The organism is Anaerolineales bacterium, assembly GCA_016928575.1.
Lineage (GTDB): Bacteria > Chloroflexota > Anaerolineae > Anaerolineales > RBG-16-64-43 > JAFGKK01.
Map to the genome: position 1 here is coordinate 39,270 of JAFGKK010000087.1, position 16,633 is coordinate 55,902.

Below are 16,633 nucleotides of genomic sequence, written 5' to 3' on the forward strand. Positions count from 1 at the left end.
CCCTTTCTTCCGGCAGACAAAGGAGAGGAATGTCCCTCGAAAACGAATCGTCTCCGCCGGCGGAATCTCCGGTCCCGCGGACTCTTCCCTACCAGCGCCTGATTCTCCTTTTCCAAATCGGGGTCGTGTTGGTGGTTTCGGGCTTGATGATCGGCCAAGGGAGATTCCCGGGTTTGGATCTGGTCACCCTGCTTCTCTTCAGCCTGCTGCTTTGGCGCGCCCGGGACCGAATTTTTTTGCTGAACTTTGCCCCCTTCCTGCTCCTGCTGATAACCTACCAAAGCATGCGCAACATGGCGGACACCCTGGGCTTTTCGGATGTCCACATCACCGATCTCATCGCCTGGGAGCGCGCCCTGACCGGCGGGCGGATCCCGGCCTATGAATTGCAGCAGACTCTCGGGGCGCAATCCTATGCCTGGTTGGTGGACATCTTCGCGAATGCCTTCTACATGTCGCATTTTATTGTTCCGGTTGTGCTCGCCCTCCTGCTTTGGCACTATCGGCGCGCCCAGTACTGGCCGTATCTGCTTGGCCTGACGATGCTCTCCTATGCCGCATTTCTTACCTATGTTTTCTTTCCCGCCGCGCCGCCGTGGTGGGCGTCGCACTACGGCTACCTGCCGGGCATGCCGATTGCCCTATCGCACAGCGCGATTTCGCCGGAGGCGATCATCTCCTCCGGCAATCCCGTAGCGGCCATGCCGTCCCTCCATGCCGCCTATCCCCTGTATTCGTCGCTGTTCTGTTTGCTCGTCTGGGGCAGGAAGGGAATTCCGACGCTGATCCTTCCCTTGGGGGTGGCTTTCTTCTCCATGTACCTCGGCCATCATTACCTGATCGACATTTTCGCCGGTTGGGCTTACGCCGGAATCGCATTCGCCGGATCGATTATTTTAAGTCAGAAGCTGAGAATTCCAACCCGGCTGGTGAACGCCTACCAAAATGTGATGGCCAAGTTCAGCGGGGAAAGGATCGAAAAAGCATAGCTGCACAATCCGCCGATGTGCTGCAGGGTGCGCGTCCGCGGCGCTTTGAGGCGGCGATGAGAATAGTATAATCCCCCCGTCTTTTTATTTTGAGTGTCCCGCACGGGAGGTCGGTTGGGCATGATGGACCGGGTGAACGGCGATTTCTTTTCGAAGGGCAAACGGTTTTCCCCCGCGGCAACCGCCTTCGGTTTGTTCGTCCTGACCGCAATCGTCAGAATTCCGTTTCGCAGCCAGGTTCTCTTCAATTGGGATTCGGTGAACTACGCTTTGGGGATCGGCGGTTTCAGCATTCACCAGCATCGCCCGCATCCGCCGGGATATATCCTCTATATCGGGATCGGGAGAATCCTCACGCTGCTCACCCAGGATCCGAACGCCAGCCTGGTGTGGATCAGCGTGTTTTCCGGCGCGGTAAGCGTGGCGATGACTTATTGGTTTGCCAGAAAGTTGTTTTCCGAACGGGACGCCGTCTTTTCCGCCGTTCTATTGCTCACCAGCCCTCTGGTGTGGCTGTACGACGAAACCGCCTTGAACTACTCGGTGGAAATGATGATGTTCCTCCTGATCGGATACGCGTGTTTCCGGATGCTGGAAGGGGAGAGCCGATGGGCCTACGGCGCGGCCCTGCTGCTCGGGATATGCGGCGGAATCCGGCAAACGACGATGGTCGTTCTGCTGCCCCTGTTCCTGCGTTCCCTGGTTTCTTTTCGCAAACGGGTGATCGTTTTTGCCGTGGCCTTGTTGTCCGGCATCTGCCTTGCCTGGTTCGTTCCCCTGATGGCAAACTCCGGAGGCGTCGTTGGATTTTTCCAATCTCTCGCGGTTTTGTCTTCCACGCTGATCAAATACAACGGGTTTGATTTTTCCTATGCCATGTTCTACGGCGGAGGGATCAGCCTGTTGCTCTTCCTCGCCGGATGGATCGGCGGGGTAACCGTCCCGCGGGGGCATCGGCCGGCCTGGGAGAAGCAGTTCCTGTATTTTTGGCTGATTCCCAACCTGCTGGTTATCGGCTTGGTTCACATGGGCCAGACGGGATACATCCTCTTTCTCCTCCCGCCGTTGTTCATCCATACCCCGCCGAGATTGCGCGAGTTCATCCTCCGTTTTTTTTCCGCGGGCGGAGCGGACGGAGAAAGCCGCGGAGCATCCGTGGAATCCAAAATGATTCTCAGCCTCCTCGTCTTCGGCATTGCGGGGATTTCGGTTTTCCTGACCGGCGCCTATCCGTTGATCCGCTACCAAAATTCCACCTGGCAGGATGCGCGGCGCTTGGTGGAAACCTATTCTCCGGAAAGCACCATCATCCTGGCCGATGATTCCCGATCCCGCGGCTTCCGGCAGATCAGCTACTATCTTCCCGACTACCGGACCTTCATGGTGGCCGAGGCCTATCCTTCCGGCGCCTACAAACCCAAATCCGGAATTTTGCCCATGGGATGGGTTTTTCAAAGCGAGAACGGCGAAGATAATTATTATCTGGACCCGGATGGAAACATGGTTTACGATGCGCTGGCGCTGGAAGACGGGGTAACCGGCATTCTCTTGTCCAGTGAAAGCATCCGGGACGCCATGCAGGAAGGGATGGCGATCGCGGGGCAGGAGGCGGAGTTCGAAGCTGTCGACGGAGATTTCTATTACGTTTCCGTTCCGGAAGGGATGCACACCCTGATCTTTCGGAACGGATTGCTGTATTTCCAATAGCAAAGCGGAGGAGCCGGCGGAAATCGGGGCGAGGACAAGCCGTGAATCGGTCCCGTCAGCCCTGGAGAAAGAGGCCAGGGATGCGCCTTGAAAAAACTCCGGAGCGGACTCAAACGTATTTCCTTCCCTGATCCTCGGCCTGCTCCTCGGAAAAGCCGGATTAAAGGTGTGTTCTTAACCCGAAGCAAAAATTTTATAAACGTCCGTATCTGCTCAGCCTCAGAATGATTAAAAAGAACTATTCCCTGGCCCTCCCTTCACTCCCGCTCAAGGACAGGCTTTCCCCCTCTCCTGACTTATCTCGGGTGAGGGGGAAGGGGTTGTGGGGGTTGGGGTGAGGAACGGGCAGGAACGAGGAGCTGAGGAGATACAACAAAAGAAGGGTGGGGGATTTAAGAACGGTGCGGAGGAAGGGGATCATCCCCCGCAGGCGTTCGCCAGGTGCTGGATGTAGGTTTCCGCGAAGTTGTGGCGGCCGGATCCGTCGCAGGCGGCGCGGTAATAATAAAAGCCCGACGGCACCGGCTGCGCGATTGCGTCCAATGCCGCCATGCTCGGACTGCAAATCGGCCCCGGCGGCAAGCCGCTGAAAACATACGTGTTGTATGGTGAATCCAGCCCCAGATCGGCGTCCCGCAACGGGCTGGCCCACCATCCCCCGCGGTCGGTTTGGAAACCCAAGGCGTATTGCACGGTCGGGTCGACCTGCAGGCGCATGTCGATCGCCAGACGGTTGTACAGCACCGAGGCGATCAACGCCATCTCCTCCTCCAACATCGCCTCGCGCTCGATGATCGACGCCATCGTTACCGCCTGGTACACGCTCAACCCGCGGGACCGCACGGCCTCGATCCATCCGGGGGAGAGCGACTGCCAGAAGTTCACCGCCATCCGTTCCACCAGCCTCTCCGCCGCGTCGCCGGGAACCAGGCGGTATTGGCCCGGCAACAGAAAACCCTCGAGGTTCGCCCAGGACGGGATTTCCGCGTACAGCGCGGTCAGGCTGCCGCTGCTGTTGGGGCGCCCGGAGGCCGCCGCCAGAAACTCGGCCGGCAGCATGGGGATGCCCGATTGCGGCAGCGCCTCGGCGGTTTCTTCGAGGCGCCACCCGGCGAACAGCGTGAACAGGCGGATCTTGCTTTCGGCGCTGGCCAGCGAATCGGCGATCTGCTGCGGGCTTTGGCCCGCGCGGATGAGGAAGGAACCCGAGCCGATCCGCCTGTCGCCCCCGGTGTAGCGGAGGTAGTTGCAGACCAGGTCGGCGCTGTGAACCCAGGCCTGCTGTTCCAGCCGGACGCAGATCTCCGCCGCCGTCTCGCCCTCGACGACGTCAAACACCCCGTCCGCCGGCGCCGACGGCGAACGCAGGTCGTCGTAGTGCAGGCGCAGGTAAGCCCGCAGGTAAAGCAGGTCGAGCGTGGAAAGATCGTCCGCCGGCTTCGGCAGCGGCGTTCCGGAATCCTCGCTCAGTAGCAGGACGGCGCAGGAGGCGATCAGCGAGAGGATGATCCCGGACAGAAAAATCCCGAGGAACGGTTTCCACGCGTTGAGCTCCGGTTTAGGGTTGGGATTCCGCCTGGGCATCCAGATACTCCTGTAGGAAGGCCGCCGCCGCGAGCGAATCGTCCTCCGCGCGGCGGGCCTTGCGTCTCTCGCCGCGGATCAGGCGGATCTCCCGGGCGCGCGCCGTGGAAAAGGATTCGTCGTACAGATCGACCGGGACGGACGCCGCCGCGCGCAAGTCGGCGAGCAGCCGGTGGGTGAAGCGGGTTAGGTCGTCCGGGACGGAATCCGGCCCGCCGGATCGGCCGATCAGGATCCGTCCCGCTTGTTCGCGCCGGACGGCCTCCAGGATCTTCTCACACGCCTGCCGCAGGGATCCGGGCCGGAATACCTCCAACGCGCGCGCCGCCGTCCCGGTAGGATCGCTCACCGCCAATCCGATTTTGCGCAGGCCGGGGTCCACCGCGAGGATTTTCAATCCGCCTCCGCCAGAATCTCGATCTGGAAGGGGAACAGCGGCAGACAGGGAAGCCAATCCGGATACACCTCGACGCCGCGGACCTCCATGGCGCCGAACCGGCCACGGAGGATCGAAGCCGCCTGATCGGGGGATCGGCCCTGCAGCGCCGCGGCCATTTCCATTCGGTTGGGAAGGGCCACCGCCGAACCGGAGGCGGCGATCATGATTGCCCCCGCCGAGTTTTCCATAAGACGGATGGAAACGTCATCTGCAAACAGGGTTTCCCCCGGCCGCAGAGCCGCCGCCAGCTTCGTTCGGGCGCGGGTGCGGACGACCTCGGCCGGGCAGACCGACAGGGATGCGGAACCGTGCAGGGTCAACCCGACGCTGTCGGCGGCGGAATGTACGGGGAGGTCCGGCGCGTCCTGCGGGTCGAAGGTCACGCGCAGGGAGCCCTCCACCGCCATGCGTTCCGCGCCGGCGAGATTCTCAAATCCGGACTTGGCTTCCGCCATCATCCGTTCGGCCAGCTCCGTTTGCAGGGCGGCCAGGTCGGAAGCGGTGACGGAGTTCCGCCAATCCTGGGCGCCCCCGGACATGGGTTGGAAATTCTCCGCCTTTAAGGAAAGCCCCAACGGACCCATGACGCGGTTCACCATCCCGGCCGCCAGATTGGCTTGGGGCCCCGGCTTGGCCGCCCGTACGGATACGGATTGCGATCTTGCGGGCAGCAGCTGGATCCCTTCGAGGGTTTCAAAAAGGATGCCCCCGTCCGAGGACAGGAGCAAGCCCGGGGCGAGGTTAAGCACCCCCACGGAAATATTGGTGAGCGTGACTTCTCCGGCCGCGTAGGCGGTCGGGACGAGAAGTCGGCCTCCGGTGACGCGGCGCCCGCTGAGTGTCAACTGCAGGGTTAGGCGGCGGCAGTAGGACGGATCGAGGGATTCGGATCCCGCGACCGTCCGCGTTGGGAAAACCGCATGCACCTTCGCGGAGGGAAGCAGCAGGAACAGAACGCCGGCGATGGAAAGCGCGGCCGCCGCGAACCACCCGATCCGCACGAGCGCGGGAGGCGCGGGCCGCCCCGACGGGCGCGGAGGCGCGGTCGGCCGAGTTCTGGGTTTGGGACGCGCGCGCCGCTTCTCCGCGCGGGAGCGGGTGGACAGACCGGCCAGGGCGGATGCGGTAAGGGTCGGATAGCAGGCGATGCCGGCGGCGCGCGCCAGTCGGAGGACTTGCCCGTCGGTGCTGACCACCGCCAGCTCCGAGCCGGCCGCCGCCGCCCAGCGGGCCATCAACGCCAGGTCCAGGCGGCGGGTGAGGGGCTCCTCCAGCACGTTCCAAAGCAGAATCAGGCGGCCGGCCTGGGTGCGGGCGATTTTGTCGCGCATGGAATGCAGATCGTCGGTTCGTTCCAGGGTGAGGATTTGCTCTTTCATGGGCTCCGGTTGGGCCATGGATCGCGGACGATGGACCATGGCCGGTCAGCCGATTGATTTCTATGATCCGGCTGGAGACGAAGACTCCCGGCGAATCACCGGCGAGGTTCCGGTCTATAGCCGGGCTTCATCCGAGCTTTTCTTTGACCGCCGATCGGATGGTTTGCAGGGCGTCCTCCAACCGCTGCGGATCCGTGCCGCCGGCCTGGGCCATGGCTGGCCGGCCGCCGCCCCCGCCGCCAATCAGCTTGGCGGCGGCTTTGGCGAGCTCGTCCGCGCGCAGCCCGCGGGCGGTCAGGTCGTCGCTGACGGTGACGATCAGGAGCGGCTTGTCGTCGACGACGGAGCCGATCGCCGCGATTCCGCTGGCATGCTTTCGGCGGAATACGTCGGCGAGGGTCCGCAGCGTATCAGCCCCGGCCTGCGCCACCCGGACGGTCAGCACCGGAACGCCGGCGATGGCTTCGATCCGCTCCAGCGAGGCCTCGAATTCCGCGCCGGCCATCTCCTGCCGCAGGCGCTGGTTCTCCTTGCGCAGCCGGTCCAATTCGTCCATCTGTTCGAGCACTTTGCGGTCCACTTCCTCGGCGCCCACGCCGAGATAGGCGCCGGCCTGCTGCAGCACCCGGTTGCGTTCCTGGACCAACGCGACGGCGGTGTGGCCGGTTACGGCCTCGATCCGGCGCACGCCGGAAGCGACGCTGCTCTCCGCGATGATCAGGAACAGCCCGATGTCGCCGGTTTGGGTTACGTGAGTCCCCCCGCACAATTCGTAGGAAAAGGGTTTTTCATCGTCGCCGATGGCGATGGTGCGCACCGTCTCGCCGTATTTTTCGCCGAACAGCGCCATGGCCCCCTTGCCGACGGCCTCCTCGCGCGCTTCCTCGGTCGGCGAGACCGGATAATTGGCGAGGATCGCCTCGTTGACGTAGCGTTCGACCTTTTCCAGGTCCGGCTGGCTGACCATGCTGTGGTGGGTGAAATCGAACCTCAGCCGGTCCGGGGCGACGAGCGACCCGGCCTGGCGCACGTGGTTTCCCAGCACGTAGCGCAGTTCCGCGTGCAGGAGGTGGGTGGCGGTGTGGTTGCGCATGACGCTCCAGCGCCGCTCTTCGTCCACCTCCATCCGCGCCAAGTCCCCCTGCGCCGGACGCCCGGAGTTGACCTTTCCGCGCAGTACGATCAATCCGCCGACCGGGCGGTGGGCTTCCGCAACGACGATGTCCCAAGCCGTATCGTTGCCGCCTTCGGCACCGGGCATCCACAGCAAGCCGCTGTCCGCCACCTGGCCGCCGGATTCAATGTAGAGGCACGCCCGCGGGAGGATCACTTCGACCTCGTCGCCCTCCTGGGCGGTTTTCACCCGCTGTCCGCCGTGCAGGATCGCCAGGATCGGTTCGTCCATTTGGAACGTGGAATACGGATCATATTCCACGCCGTTTTCCGGCAGACCTCCCTCTTGTTTGAGCTCTTCCAGCAGTTTCCGGTAGCGCTCGGCCTCCCGGCCGGTCATCTCGCCCGCCGTCTGAGCCGCCCCCGAGACTTCGCGGTGCTCTTCCATCGCCTGCCGAAAACCCTCCGCGTCCACTTCCATCCCGCTTTCGCGGAGGACGTCGCGGGTGATCTCGAGCGGCAAGCCGTAGGTGGCGTACAGGTCGAAGGCGCGGCGGCCGGGAAGTTTTTTTTCGCCCTTTTGGCGCAGATCGATCAGCACTCCCTGCAAGTAGTCCATCCCCAAGTCGACGGTTGCCCGGAAGCGGCGCTCCTCGAGGGTCAGCGCCGAGGCGACCGCCTCGCGGTGCCGGACCAATTCCGGGTAAGCCTCGCCGTAGGTGGCCACGACCGCTTCGGCCACCTGGGCGAGGAATGGCTCGGTCAGCCCGATTTTTCCGCCGAACAGCGCCGCCCGGCGGATAATCATCCGGCAGATGTAGTTGCGCCCGACGTTCCCGGGAACCACCCCGTCGGCGATCAGGAACGCGGCGGCGCGGGCGTGGTCGGCGATCACGCGGTAGGCGGTGAAATTCTCCTCGCGCTGTTTGTCCGAATGGCCGGTAAGCTTTTGGGCGGCCTGGATCAGCGGCCACAGCAGGTCGGTGCGGTAGTTGGAATTCACGTCCTGGAGGACCGCGACGAGGCGGTCGAAGCCCATCCCCGTGTCGACATGTTTCGCGGGCAGGGGCTCAAGCGTGTCCGGTCCGGTCCGGTTGTACTGGATGAAGACCAGGTTCCACAGTTCGGTGAAGCGGCGGCAGTCGCCGTTGACCCGGCAGACGTGTCCGGGAACGGCCCGCTTGTCGCAGGCGTCTTCGCCGCGGTCGAGGTGAATTTCGCTGCACGGCCCGCAGGGTCCGGTATCCGCCATTTCCCAGAAATTCTCTTTGCGTCCGAACGGCAGGACGTGCGCCCGGTCCATCCCCGGCTGGTGTTTCCATTCGTTTGCGGCTTCCTCGTCGGCGGCGATATCGCCCTGGTCGTCGAGAAAATAGGTCGCATAGAGTTTGTCGGCCGGAAGCCCCCAGACTCCGGTGAGGAGTTCCCAGGCCCAGGCGATGGCTTCCTTTTTATAATAGTCGCCGAAGGACCAGTTCCCGAGCATCTCGAAAAACGTGTGATGGGTGTCGTCGCGTCCGACCTCGTCGAGATCGTTGTGCTTGCCGGCGACGCGCATGCACTTCTGGCAATCGACGGCCCGCACGTAGGGGCGCTTGTCGGTCCCGAGGAACACGTCCTTGAACTGCACCATTCCGGCGTTGGTGAACAGCAGGGTGGGATCGTTGCCGGGAACGAGCGAAGCCGAGGGGACGACGGTGTGGCCGCGGGCGGCGAAGAAATCGAGAAATTCTTTTCGGATTTGGGCGCCGGTTTTGCGCGCCCCTTTGCGCGCCTTGGCGGGCTCGGCGCGGGAAGATTTGCTTTTCGGCATCCGACCTCCAGAAAGGGTGAAACGATTATAGTCGAGAGGGGTTGGGAATGGCAATCCGGCGATGAAGCGCACCGGCCCCGCGGATGGGCGGCTTCGGAACCCGTTGGCCGCAACATTCGCCGATCCCGCAAAGGATTCTGTTTTTTTCATCCTATGGGAACGCCCGTCCACGGGCGGCGCTTTGGGTGGGAGAAAAAGGCGGAAGTTTTTTTACACCCCGTCCGCCCTTTTCGGCATACCGGGTTTGACGGGTTTGCCGAATCGGCTGACGGATCCCGCTTTGGTGTAGAATCCTTCGACAGACAGCTCGTCACGCGGTACGGCCTGGAGGAAAAGATGATCCGGATAATCGCCGATACGACTTGCGCTCTGCCCCGTGAAACCACCCGCAAGCTGAACATCCCCATGCTTCCGCAAATCATCATCTTCGGCGAGGAGACCTACCGGGATGACTCGGAGCTCGACACGGCCGGCTTCCTGACGAAATTACGGGCGTCGCCGGTCCTTCCAAAGACCGCCGCGCCCCCGCCGGCGCTGTACGCTCCGGTCTTCAAAGAGCTTCTCGACCAGGGGGATACGATCCTCGCCGTCTGTCCGTCGGCGGAGGTCAGCGGGACCCTGCGGTCGGTCCAGGTGGCCGCGCAGGATTTTCCCGGCGCGCCGATTCACATCGTCGACATGCGGACGATCGCCGGAATGCTGGGCGCCGCGGTGCTTCTGGCGGACCGCTGGGCCAAGCAGGGCCTGGGGATCGAGGAGATCCTCGCCAAATTGGAAACCCTGAAAAACCGGCAACGCACGTATTTCGTCGTCGACACCCTCGAATACCTGCACAAGGGCGGGCGGATCGGCGGCGCCAGCCGCCTGGTGGGGGAGGTGCTGCAGGTGAAACCGATTCTTCACATCCTGGACGGCCGCGTGGAAGCGTTTGAAAAACAGCGGACCCGCAAACGGGCGTTGGCCCGGCTGGCGGAGCTGGTGGCCGAGGAATGCCCCAAAGGCAACGACTCGTTCCTATGCGTCATGCAGGCGGATGCGCAGGGGGCCGCCGAGGAGCTGGCCGGAGGATTGCGGCGGCAAACGGGCGCGCAGGAGATTCCGATCTACGAGCTTCCGCCGGCGATCGTCACCCACGGAGGACCCGGGACGCTGGCGGTTGGGTTCTACGTTCAACCGGTTACCTGATTGCTTTGTGGGGGGCGCCGAAGGGGGGCCAGCCCCGGACCGCGGCGCCCGCGGGCGGCGGATCGCGTTACGGGATCAGGTGAACAGCGCCGTCCGCTTGTGCTTGCGGAACCATTCCACCGTGTCGGCGAAGGTATCCATCAGGCTGCGGGGGTGGTACCCCAATTCCGCCGTCGCTTTGGCGTGGCTGATGGCGGAATTGCTGCGCAGCGTCTCCAGCGAATAGGATGTGAACCGCGGTTTGATTTTGCGGTGGAGATAAAGCAGGGGGGAGAAGCGGGCGGCGAAGCGGGCGAGCGAGAAGGGGATGTAGATCCGGGAGAACCGCCTTCCGGTCAAATCCCACAAGACGTCGATGATCCGTTGGACGCTGATCTGTTCGCCCGAAAGGATGTAGGTTTCGCCGTTGCGCCCCTCGTCGGCGGCCCGGATCACGCCGTCGGCCACGTCGCGGACATCGACGAAATCGTAGGCCCCGTCGACGTAGAATTGCGCCTTGTGGTTCACGCAGTCCAGGATCAACTGTCCCAGCTCCGAGCAGCGAAAATCGTGCGGCCCGATCACCCCGGTGGGGCAGAGGATCACCGAATCTAATCCGTCGCGGACGGCTTGCAGGACCGCCAAGGAGGCTTCGGCTTTGGAGCGGTCGTATTCGCCGGCGGCGTTTTCCGGATCGAAAGGAAGCCGTTCGTCGATGCAGACGCCGTGGGGGGCGCGTCGGATGGCGTGGATCGAGCTGGTGTAAATCAGCCGCCGCACGCCCGCCCGGCGGGCTTCGGCGATGACGTTTTTCGTCCCATCGAGGTTGACGCGGCGCACGAAGGGATTCCGCCCCGGGAGGATGGAGATGATCCCGGCCAGGTGGAATACCCGGGTCACGCCCCGCATCGCTTGGCGAAGCGAAACGGGGTCGAGCACGTCGCCGGTGACCATTTCCACTAGCATGTCCTTGAGCGGGAGGGTATCCTCGCCCGGAAAGATCAAGACTCGCACGGCTTCGCCAGCGGCGATCAGTTTCCGAACCAGCACGTTCCCGATGTGTCCGGTGGCCCCGGTCACCAGATTCATACCGACCTCCTTGTCATTCCGTCCATCAACATCCGCAGGCTCTCCCGGCCGACCTTTCCCCAATCCGCCGCCTGCGGATCCACCACGCCTTGCAGCAGCACGCCGACCGCCAGTGAGATCACGGCCATTGCCGCGGTTTCGCCCTCCGGCGATTCCGTGGGAAGCGCCGGGTTCATTTCCGCGATGATTCCTTTAAAATAATCCCGGTATTTCGCGTAAGGGGCGGTCGCCGCCTTCCACAACTCCGGATCGCGCGCAGCGTGAGCCCAAAATTCCAGGAAGATCGGCAGCCGGCCTTCGGCCTTGGTTATCACCTCCGGAAGGATGTCCGCCATCCGGACGACGGCCTCCGGCGTATACGGCGAATTGCCGCGCAGGGCTTCCAAGCCGGCATCGAGTTCCTTCAACCAATCCGCCAGCAATTCCATGAAGACGGATTGCTTGGATTCAAAATGATGGTAAAAAGCGCCCTTGCTGATGCCGGCCGCGCTGCAGATCTCGGCCACGGATGCGGATTCATAGCCGGATTTGGAGAATAATTCCTGGGCGGCGAAGATGATTTTTTCTCGGGTTTCAATGCTTCGGGTTTGCACGGAAAAGATACCGACCGGTCGGTTTATCAAATTTACCCTTATTTTTCAGGGAAGTCAACGTTCGATTGTCTTGCAAAATATTGACTCTCTTTCCCCTCTCGGGTACCATCCATCTGCCCGGCCGGACCGATGCGGCGGAATATGCCTAACTCTTGCGGATATGCGGAGAAGCACCGGTGAGGCGGTTCTTGCGAGCGCCATCGGGAAGCTTGGTTGGGAAATCGCCAAGATGAAAATAAACCGCGGTGTATTCGCCCCTCTGCTTGCCATCCTCGGTTTGTTGTCCGTTTATTTCATCACTCTGAAACCAGTCTTTCTCTATCGGGAAGGACAGCTCCTCCGGGTGCTGACGCATGCCTCTTCTGTGGCGGTCGTCCTTCGCGAAGCCGGGATGACGTGGCAAAGCGGAGCCCAGCCCGTCCCCGGCCTGGAGGCTCCCGTAGGCTGGGGAATGACGATAGAAATCCCCGCCGAAGGCGCGATACCCGTTTTCGCCCGCGGCGGGGTTTCCCATGTTTCGTTTCCGGCGGACGAGTCCGTGTTCCTGCGCACGCTCCTCAGCCGCGCGGGGATCGAATTGACCGAAGAGGAATGGGTTTTCTGCGACGGCGTTGCGCTGCCCCCCGATAGTCTTTTGGACACCGCCCCGGAAACGATCGAAGTCCGCACGGCGGTGGAATTCGTCGTGTCGGAGGATGGGCGTGCCGAAACCTACCGCGCTCCCGGCCCGACGGTCGGGGAAGCCCTCTGGCAGGCGGGATTCACGGTGTTCGCGGCTGATCAGGTCGTCCCGCCGGCTTCGACCCGGTTGGACGCCGTCGGGCAAAGCCCGATCGTCATTGAGCTGATCCGCTCGCGGCCGATCACCGTCCGCGTCGACGGCAAAACCGTGGACACCCGGGCGGCCGGAAAGACCGTTGGTGAGGCCTTAGCCCGCGCGGGTTTCGCCCTGACCGGGCTGGATTACAGCATCCCCGCCGAGGGGGTTCCGCTGCCACCGGACGGCGAGATCCGGATTGTCCGAGTCCGTGAGGAGATTCTGCGCGAGCAGACGCAGATCCCGTTCGAGTTGGAAACCCGGCCGGATGAAACCCTGGAGTTGGACCGCACGCGGATCATTCAGGCGGGCGCCCATGGAATCTTGGAATCGACCGTCCGGGTCCGGTTCGAAGACGGAGTCGAAGTCAGCCGGATTCCGGAAGGACAACACGTCCTGCTTGCGCCGCAATCCCGGATCGTCGGATACGGAACCCAGGTGGTGGTGCGCACCGCCGAGACGGCCGACGGAACCATCGAGTATTACCGGGCGATCACGGTTTACGCCACCTCCTATTCCCCTTGCCGCCTCGGCGTGGATCCGCCCCGCTGCAACAACATCACCCATTCCGGAAAAATCCTCCAGAAGGGGATGATCGCCATGGTCTACCGCTGGTATGTCCTCTTTCAAGGCCATCCGGTGTACGTTGAAGGATACGGTCCGGCGACCGTGGAAGATTCCGGCGTGGGCCCCAACGCCCCGTATTGGATCGACCTCGCCTACCTCGACGACGAATATGTCGCCTGGCACCGCTATACCACGCTTTACTTCTTAACCCCGGTCCCGGCGAACGTGCCATGGATTCTTCCCTGAGCGAGTCGTCCTCCGGCGCCGTTCCGCCGCTGGACGTGCGCCGCTTGCTGCGCGGCGCCGGATTGCACCCGCGGAAATCCCTCGGGCAAAATTTTCTCGTGCAGGAGGCAGCCCTCGCGCGGGTGGCGTCGGCGGCCGAAATCTCCCCGGACGACACCGTGCTGGAGATCGGCGCCGGAGTCGGCAGCCTGACCCGCCATTTTGCGGCCGCCGCCCGGCGGGTGGTGGCGGTGGAGATCGATCCCGCCCTGGTCGTCATTCTAAAAAGCGTGCTGGCCCCGTTCCGGAACGTTGCGATCGTTGCCGGGGATATTCTGGCGCAGCCGTTGGAACGGATCGTGGGCCGGGTGGAAGGCGGGGAGTTTAAGGTCGCGGCCAATATCCCGTATTACATCACCTCGGCCGTGATCCGGCGCCTGGTGGAATCCCCCTTCCGGCCGGAACGGATCGTCCTCACCGTCCAGCAGGAGGTGGCCGAGCGGATTTGCGCCGCCCCCGGCAAGATGAGCCTGTTGGCGCTCAGCGTTCAATACTACGGCAAGCCTTCCATCCGGGGAAGAATCCACGCCGACATGTTCTACCCGGTCCCGGACGTGGATTCTGCGATTCTGCGGATCGACATCGACGGCGCCCGCCGGCGGTCGATTGAGGACGCGGACCGTCTGTTCCGCGTCGCGCGGGCGGGTTTTTCTCAGAAGCGCAAAATGCTGCGCAATACGCTGTCCGCCGGGTTGGGAATCCCTCTGAAGGAGATCGAATGGGGATTGACGGAGGCGGGCGTGGATTCAAAGCGCCGGGCGGAAACCCTCGCCGTCGAGGAGTGGATCAGAGTCGCCGGGGCCGTGTCCACGGACCGGGCGTGATGCGCGCTATCGGGCGAGGCAACTGCTTCCAAGCCCGCACTTCGGAAGTATTTCTCGGCTTGGCTTGACGCGGGCAACCATCCGACCATAATGGGTATGGCCTCCGACGGGAGAGCTCCCGCATGACGATGACAATCCGAAGCACGCCCACCTTTCTCCGTCCGCGGACCGTATGGCTCGCGGCGGCGTTCGGGATTCTGATCCTATGGCGGCAGCTGCTTTCGGAGCGAAGCCTGGAGGCGGCCGGTCCGGGCGCGCTGATCGACGGCCTGTTTTCCTTGATCTTTTGCGCGGCGGCCGCAGCCCTCTGCCTGGGATTGGGATTCTTCATGCTGCGATGGTTCCCTCCGGCGGAACTCACTTGCGGGGAACGATGGGTTTTCGCAGCAGCCGGAGGCGGCGGCGTGGCGGGGACGGTCTTGGCAACGGTCGGGATGCTGGCGGGAGCAACCCCCGGATGGGTCCAAGCCGTACTGATCGCCCTCAGCATCCCGGCGGGGTTTGGGTGGGAGGACGAATGGAGGGATGGGGGGAATCCGGCCGTGCATCTGCGGAAGATCCTCCGTTCGCTGCCTTCCGCCGACGCGGCGGTCGCGGGATTGGCGGGCTTGGTTCTGCTGACGTGCCTCATCCGGGCTTCCGCCCCGCCGTGGGATCCGGATGGATTGATCTACCATCTGGAGGCGCCGCGCCGATTCCTGGAGGCCGGCCGGGTGATTCCCTTGGCGGAGAATGCGCCCGCCAACTATCCGCTGTTGGTGGAAATGCTGTACATGGCCGGCATGGCGTTCGGGTCCGATACGGCGGCGCGGATCATGCATGTCGGCGCGTTTTTCATGTTGCTGGCCGGGACCGGCCTGTTCGCCCGCCGGTTGTTCGGAGTCCGGGTGGCGAGAATCGCGGTCGTGATCCTGCTCGGCATCCCGATCCTGCCTTTCTGGGCTACTCTGGCCCATACCGATATGGCCTGGGCGGCGTTTGAATTGCTTTCCATCTACGCCGCGTATCTGTTTCTGAACGAGGGCGGACGTCCGGCGGCGATCTTCTGGGCTGGCGCGTTGGCCGGGTTCGCCATGGCCTCAAAACTATTGGCCGTGGGGACGGCGGTATGGCTGGCGATCTGGATCCTGGCCGGGATGCGCCGGGAGCCTCGGAATTGCTTTGCCGCGTTGGCCGTGTATGGCATCAGCGCCGCCGCGCCCCTGCTGCCATGGCTGGCCAAGAACTGGATCGGATTTGAAAATCCGTTCCACCCGCTGGCGTTCGGGACTTTTCCGGCCGGCGCGGAACAGACCGTCTGGATGAATTATATGCAGAACGGTTTCGGAGTCGGCAGGGCTTTTTCGGATTACCTGCTGCTGCCGATCAATCTGTATTTGCGGCATGCGGATTTTTCCACGGTGGGCGGGACGATCGAACTACCCTCGTTGGTGTTCCCGCTGGCGGTTTTGCTTCCTTTTGTTCGGCCGGATGCGGCCGGCCGTAACCTTGCCGCCTTTGTCTTGTTCCGCGCGGCTTTTTGGGCCGCGGGAGCCCAGCAGATCCGGATGCTGCTGCCGCTGTTTCCCGTGCTCTCGATCCTCGCCGCCCTCGTCGTGCGCCGGATCGCCGAGCGGCTGCGCGAGGGCTTCGTTTACCGCGTGGTTTCGCGTTCTCTGCTTGGGGGATTGGCGGCGGCGACCCTGATCTACCAGGGACTGGATCTATTGCAGACCCAACCTTGGCTGCCGGCATTCGGCGCCCAAAGCAAGTCGGCTTGGCTGGCGGAGCAGGTCGGCGATTTCCGCGCCGTGCGGTTCATCGCCGAATCCTTGCCGGCGGAAGCCAGGGTCATGATGCTGTGGGACGGTCGCGGATATTATTGTGATCAGCGGTGCGTCCCGGATACGCTGCATGCCCAATGGACGGTCCGGGTTGCGGGAGGCGGCGATCCGGCGGCGGTGGCGGCGGGATTGCGTGCGGAAGGGTTCACGCACCTCCTCCTCAGCGGAAGCGACGCCGCGTTCCTGTTAAGCCATGATCCGGATGGATCCCAGCGGGCGGCTTGGGATTATCTTATCCGGGAATTCCTTCCCTCCTGCGGCAGGAGGGTTTACACCGACGGTCATGCCGCCGTGTATGAGATTGCCTGCGCGGGCGGGGAGGGGAGCTCGGGCGGAGGGAAGCCCGGTTCGCCCCGAAAGGGTTAGTGTAACCTTCTTTCTGTAAAAACACTCAGATACAAAAATGGTAGGTCTGGTGTATTCTTTCGGGTGACGAAACCAACGAAA

General features: G+C 63.1%; 12 protein-coding genes. 6 read left to right on the forward strand and 6 right to left on the reverse strand.

The features are described 5' to 3' along the window. Nucleotides 1–29: 29 nt before the first annotated feature. Both JW929_10855 and JW929_10860 read left to right on the forward strand, forming a co-directional pair. Nucleotides 30–989: a phosphatase PAP2 family protein gene (locus tag JW929_10855; protein MBN1439898.1), complete on the forward strand. Its 960-nt coding sequence runs from the start codon at nt 30–32 to the stop codon at nt 987–989. Between the two features lie 120 nt (nt 990–1,109). Beyond that, complete coding sequence (locus JW929_10860) at nt 1,110–2,696, forward strand: DUF2723 domain-containing protein (protein ID MBN1439899.1); 1,587 nt, start codon at nt 1,110–1,112, stop codon at nt 2,694–2,696. A 417-nt stretch (nt 2,697–3,113) separates the two neighbouring features. Here the strand turns inward: JW929_10860 and mltG are convergent, their stop codons facing one another. From mltG to alaS, 4 genes are all read right to left on the reverse strand, one after another. Continuing rightward, complete coding sequence (gene mltG / locus JW929_10865; GenBank protein MBN1439900.1) at nt 3,114–4,280, reverse strand: endolytic transglycosylase MltG; 1,167 nt, start codon at nt 4,278–4,280, stop codon at nt 3,114–3,116. Continuing rightward, on the reverse strand, nt 4,255–4,677 hold the full coding sequence (gene ruvX / locus JW929_10870; GenBank protein MBN1439901.1) for a Holliday junction resolvase RuvX: 423 nt from the start codon (nt 4,675–4,677) through the stop codon (nt 4,255–4,257). The genes mltG and ruvX overlap by 26 nt, the downstream gene beginning before the upstream one ends. Then, nucleotides 4,674–6,098: a hypothetical protein gene (locus tag JW929_10875; GenBank protein ID MBN1439902.1), complete on the reverse strand. Its 1,425-nt coding sequence runs from the start codon at nt 6,096–6,098 to the stop codon at nt 4,674–4,676. The genes ruvX and JW929_10875 overlap by 4 nt, the downstream gene beginning before the upstream one ends. 127 nt (nt 6,099–6,225) lie before the next feature. Further along, nucleotides 6,226–9,024, reverse strand: a complete 2,799-nt coding sequence (gene alaS / locus JW929_10880; GenBank protein MBN1439903.1) for an alanine--tRNA ligase — start codon at nt 9,022–9,024, stop codon at nt 6,226–6,228. Between the two features lie 336 nt (nt 9,025–9,360). Between alaS and JW929_10885 the strand changes: the two genes are divergently transcribed. Continuing rightward, on the forward strand, nt 9,361–10,209 hold the full coding sequence (locus tag JW929_10885; GenBank protein ID MBN1439904.1) for a DegV family protein: 849 nt from the start codon (nt 9,361–9,363) through the stop codon (nt 10,207–10,209). A gap of 75 nt (nt 10,210–10,284) precedes the next feature. Here the strand turns inward: JW929_10885 and JW929_10890 are convergent, their stop codons facing one another. Further along, nucleotides 10,285–11,277, reverse strand: a complete 993-nt coding sequence (locus JW929_10890) for an SDR family oxidoreductase (protein MBN1439905.1) — start codon at nt 11,275–11,277, stop codon at nt 10,285–10,287. Continuing rightward, entirely contained in the window at nt 11,274–11,870 is a 597-nt protein-coding gene (locus tag JW929_10895; GenBank protein ID MBN1439906.1) for a TetR/AcrR family transcriptional regulator, read from the reverse strand. The genes JW929_10890 and JW929_10895 overlap by 4 nt, the downstream gene beginning before the upstream one ends. 229 nt (nt 11,871–12,099) lie before the next feature. Between JW929_10895 and JW929_10900 the strand changes: the two genes are divergently transcribed. From JW929_10900 to JW929_10910, 3 genes are all read left to right on the forward strand, one after another. Further along, a complete protein-coding gene (locus tag JW929_10900) occupies nt 12,100–13,500 on the forward strand; it encodes a G5 domain-containing protein (protein ID MBN1439907.1) in 1,401 nt (466 codons plus the stop codon). Next, on the forward strand, nt 13,485–14,363 hold the full coding sequence (gene rsmA, locus JW929_10905) for a ribosomal RNA small subunit methyltransferase A (protein ID MBN1439908.1): 879 nt from the start codon (nt 13,485–13,487) through the stop codon (nt 14,361–14,363). The genes JW929_10900 and rsmA overlap by 16 nt, the downstream gene beginning before the upstream one ends. Before the next feature lie 122 nt (nt 14,364–14,485). Next, nucleotides 14,486–16,552: a glycosyltransferase family 39 protein gene (locus JW929_10910; GenBank protein MBN1439909.1), complete on the forward strand. Its 2,067-nt coding sequence runs from the start codon at nt 14,486–14,488 to the stop codon at nt 16,550–16,552. Nucleotides 16,553–16,633 lie beyond the last annotated feature (81 nt).

Excerpts from the sequence above, each read along its gene's own strand:
- JW929_10855 (MBN1439898.1), top strand. The coding sequence starts at position 30 with ATGTCCCTCGAAAACGAATCGTCTCCGCCGGCGGAATCTCCGGTCCCG.
- JW929_10860 (MBN1439899.1), top strand. The coding sequence starts at position 1,110 with ATGATGGACCGGGTGAACGGCGATTTCTTTTCGAAGGGCAAACGGTTT.
- mltG (MBN1439900.1), bottom strand. The coding sequence starts at position 4,280 with ATGCCCAGGCGGAATCCCAACCCTAAACCGGAGCTCAACGCGTGGAAA.
- JW929_10875 (MBN1439902.1), bottom strand. The coding sequence starts at position 6,098 with ATGAAAGAGCAAATCCTCACCCTGGAACGAACCGACGATCTGCATTCC.
- alaS (MBN1439903.1), bottom strand. The coding sequence starts at position 9,024 with ATGCCGAAAAGCAAATCTTCCCGCGCCGAGCCCGCCAAGGCGCGCAAA.
- JW929_10885 (MBN1439904.1), top strand. The coding sequence starts at position 9,361 with ATGATCCGGATAATCGCCGATACGACTTGCGCTCTGCCCCGTGAAACC.
- JW929_10890 (MBN1439905.1), bottom strand. The coding sequence starts at position 11,277 with ATGAATCTGGTGACCGGGGCCACCGGACACATCGGGAACGTGCTGGTT.
- JW929_10900 (MBN1439907.1), top strand. The coding sequence starts at position 12,100 with ATGAAAATAAACCGCGGTGTATTCGCCCCTCTGCTTGCCATCCTCGGT.
- rsmA (MBN1439908.1), top strand. The coding sequence starts at position 13,485 with ATGGATTCTTCCCTGAGCGAGTCGTCCTCCGGCGCCGTTCCGCCGCTG.
- JW929_10910 (MBN1439909.1), top strand. The coding sequence starts at position 14,486 with ATGACGATGACAATCCGAAGCACGCCCACCTTTCTCCGTCCGCGGACC.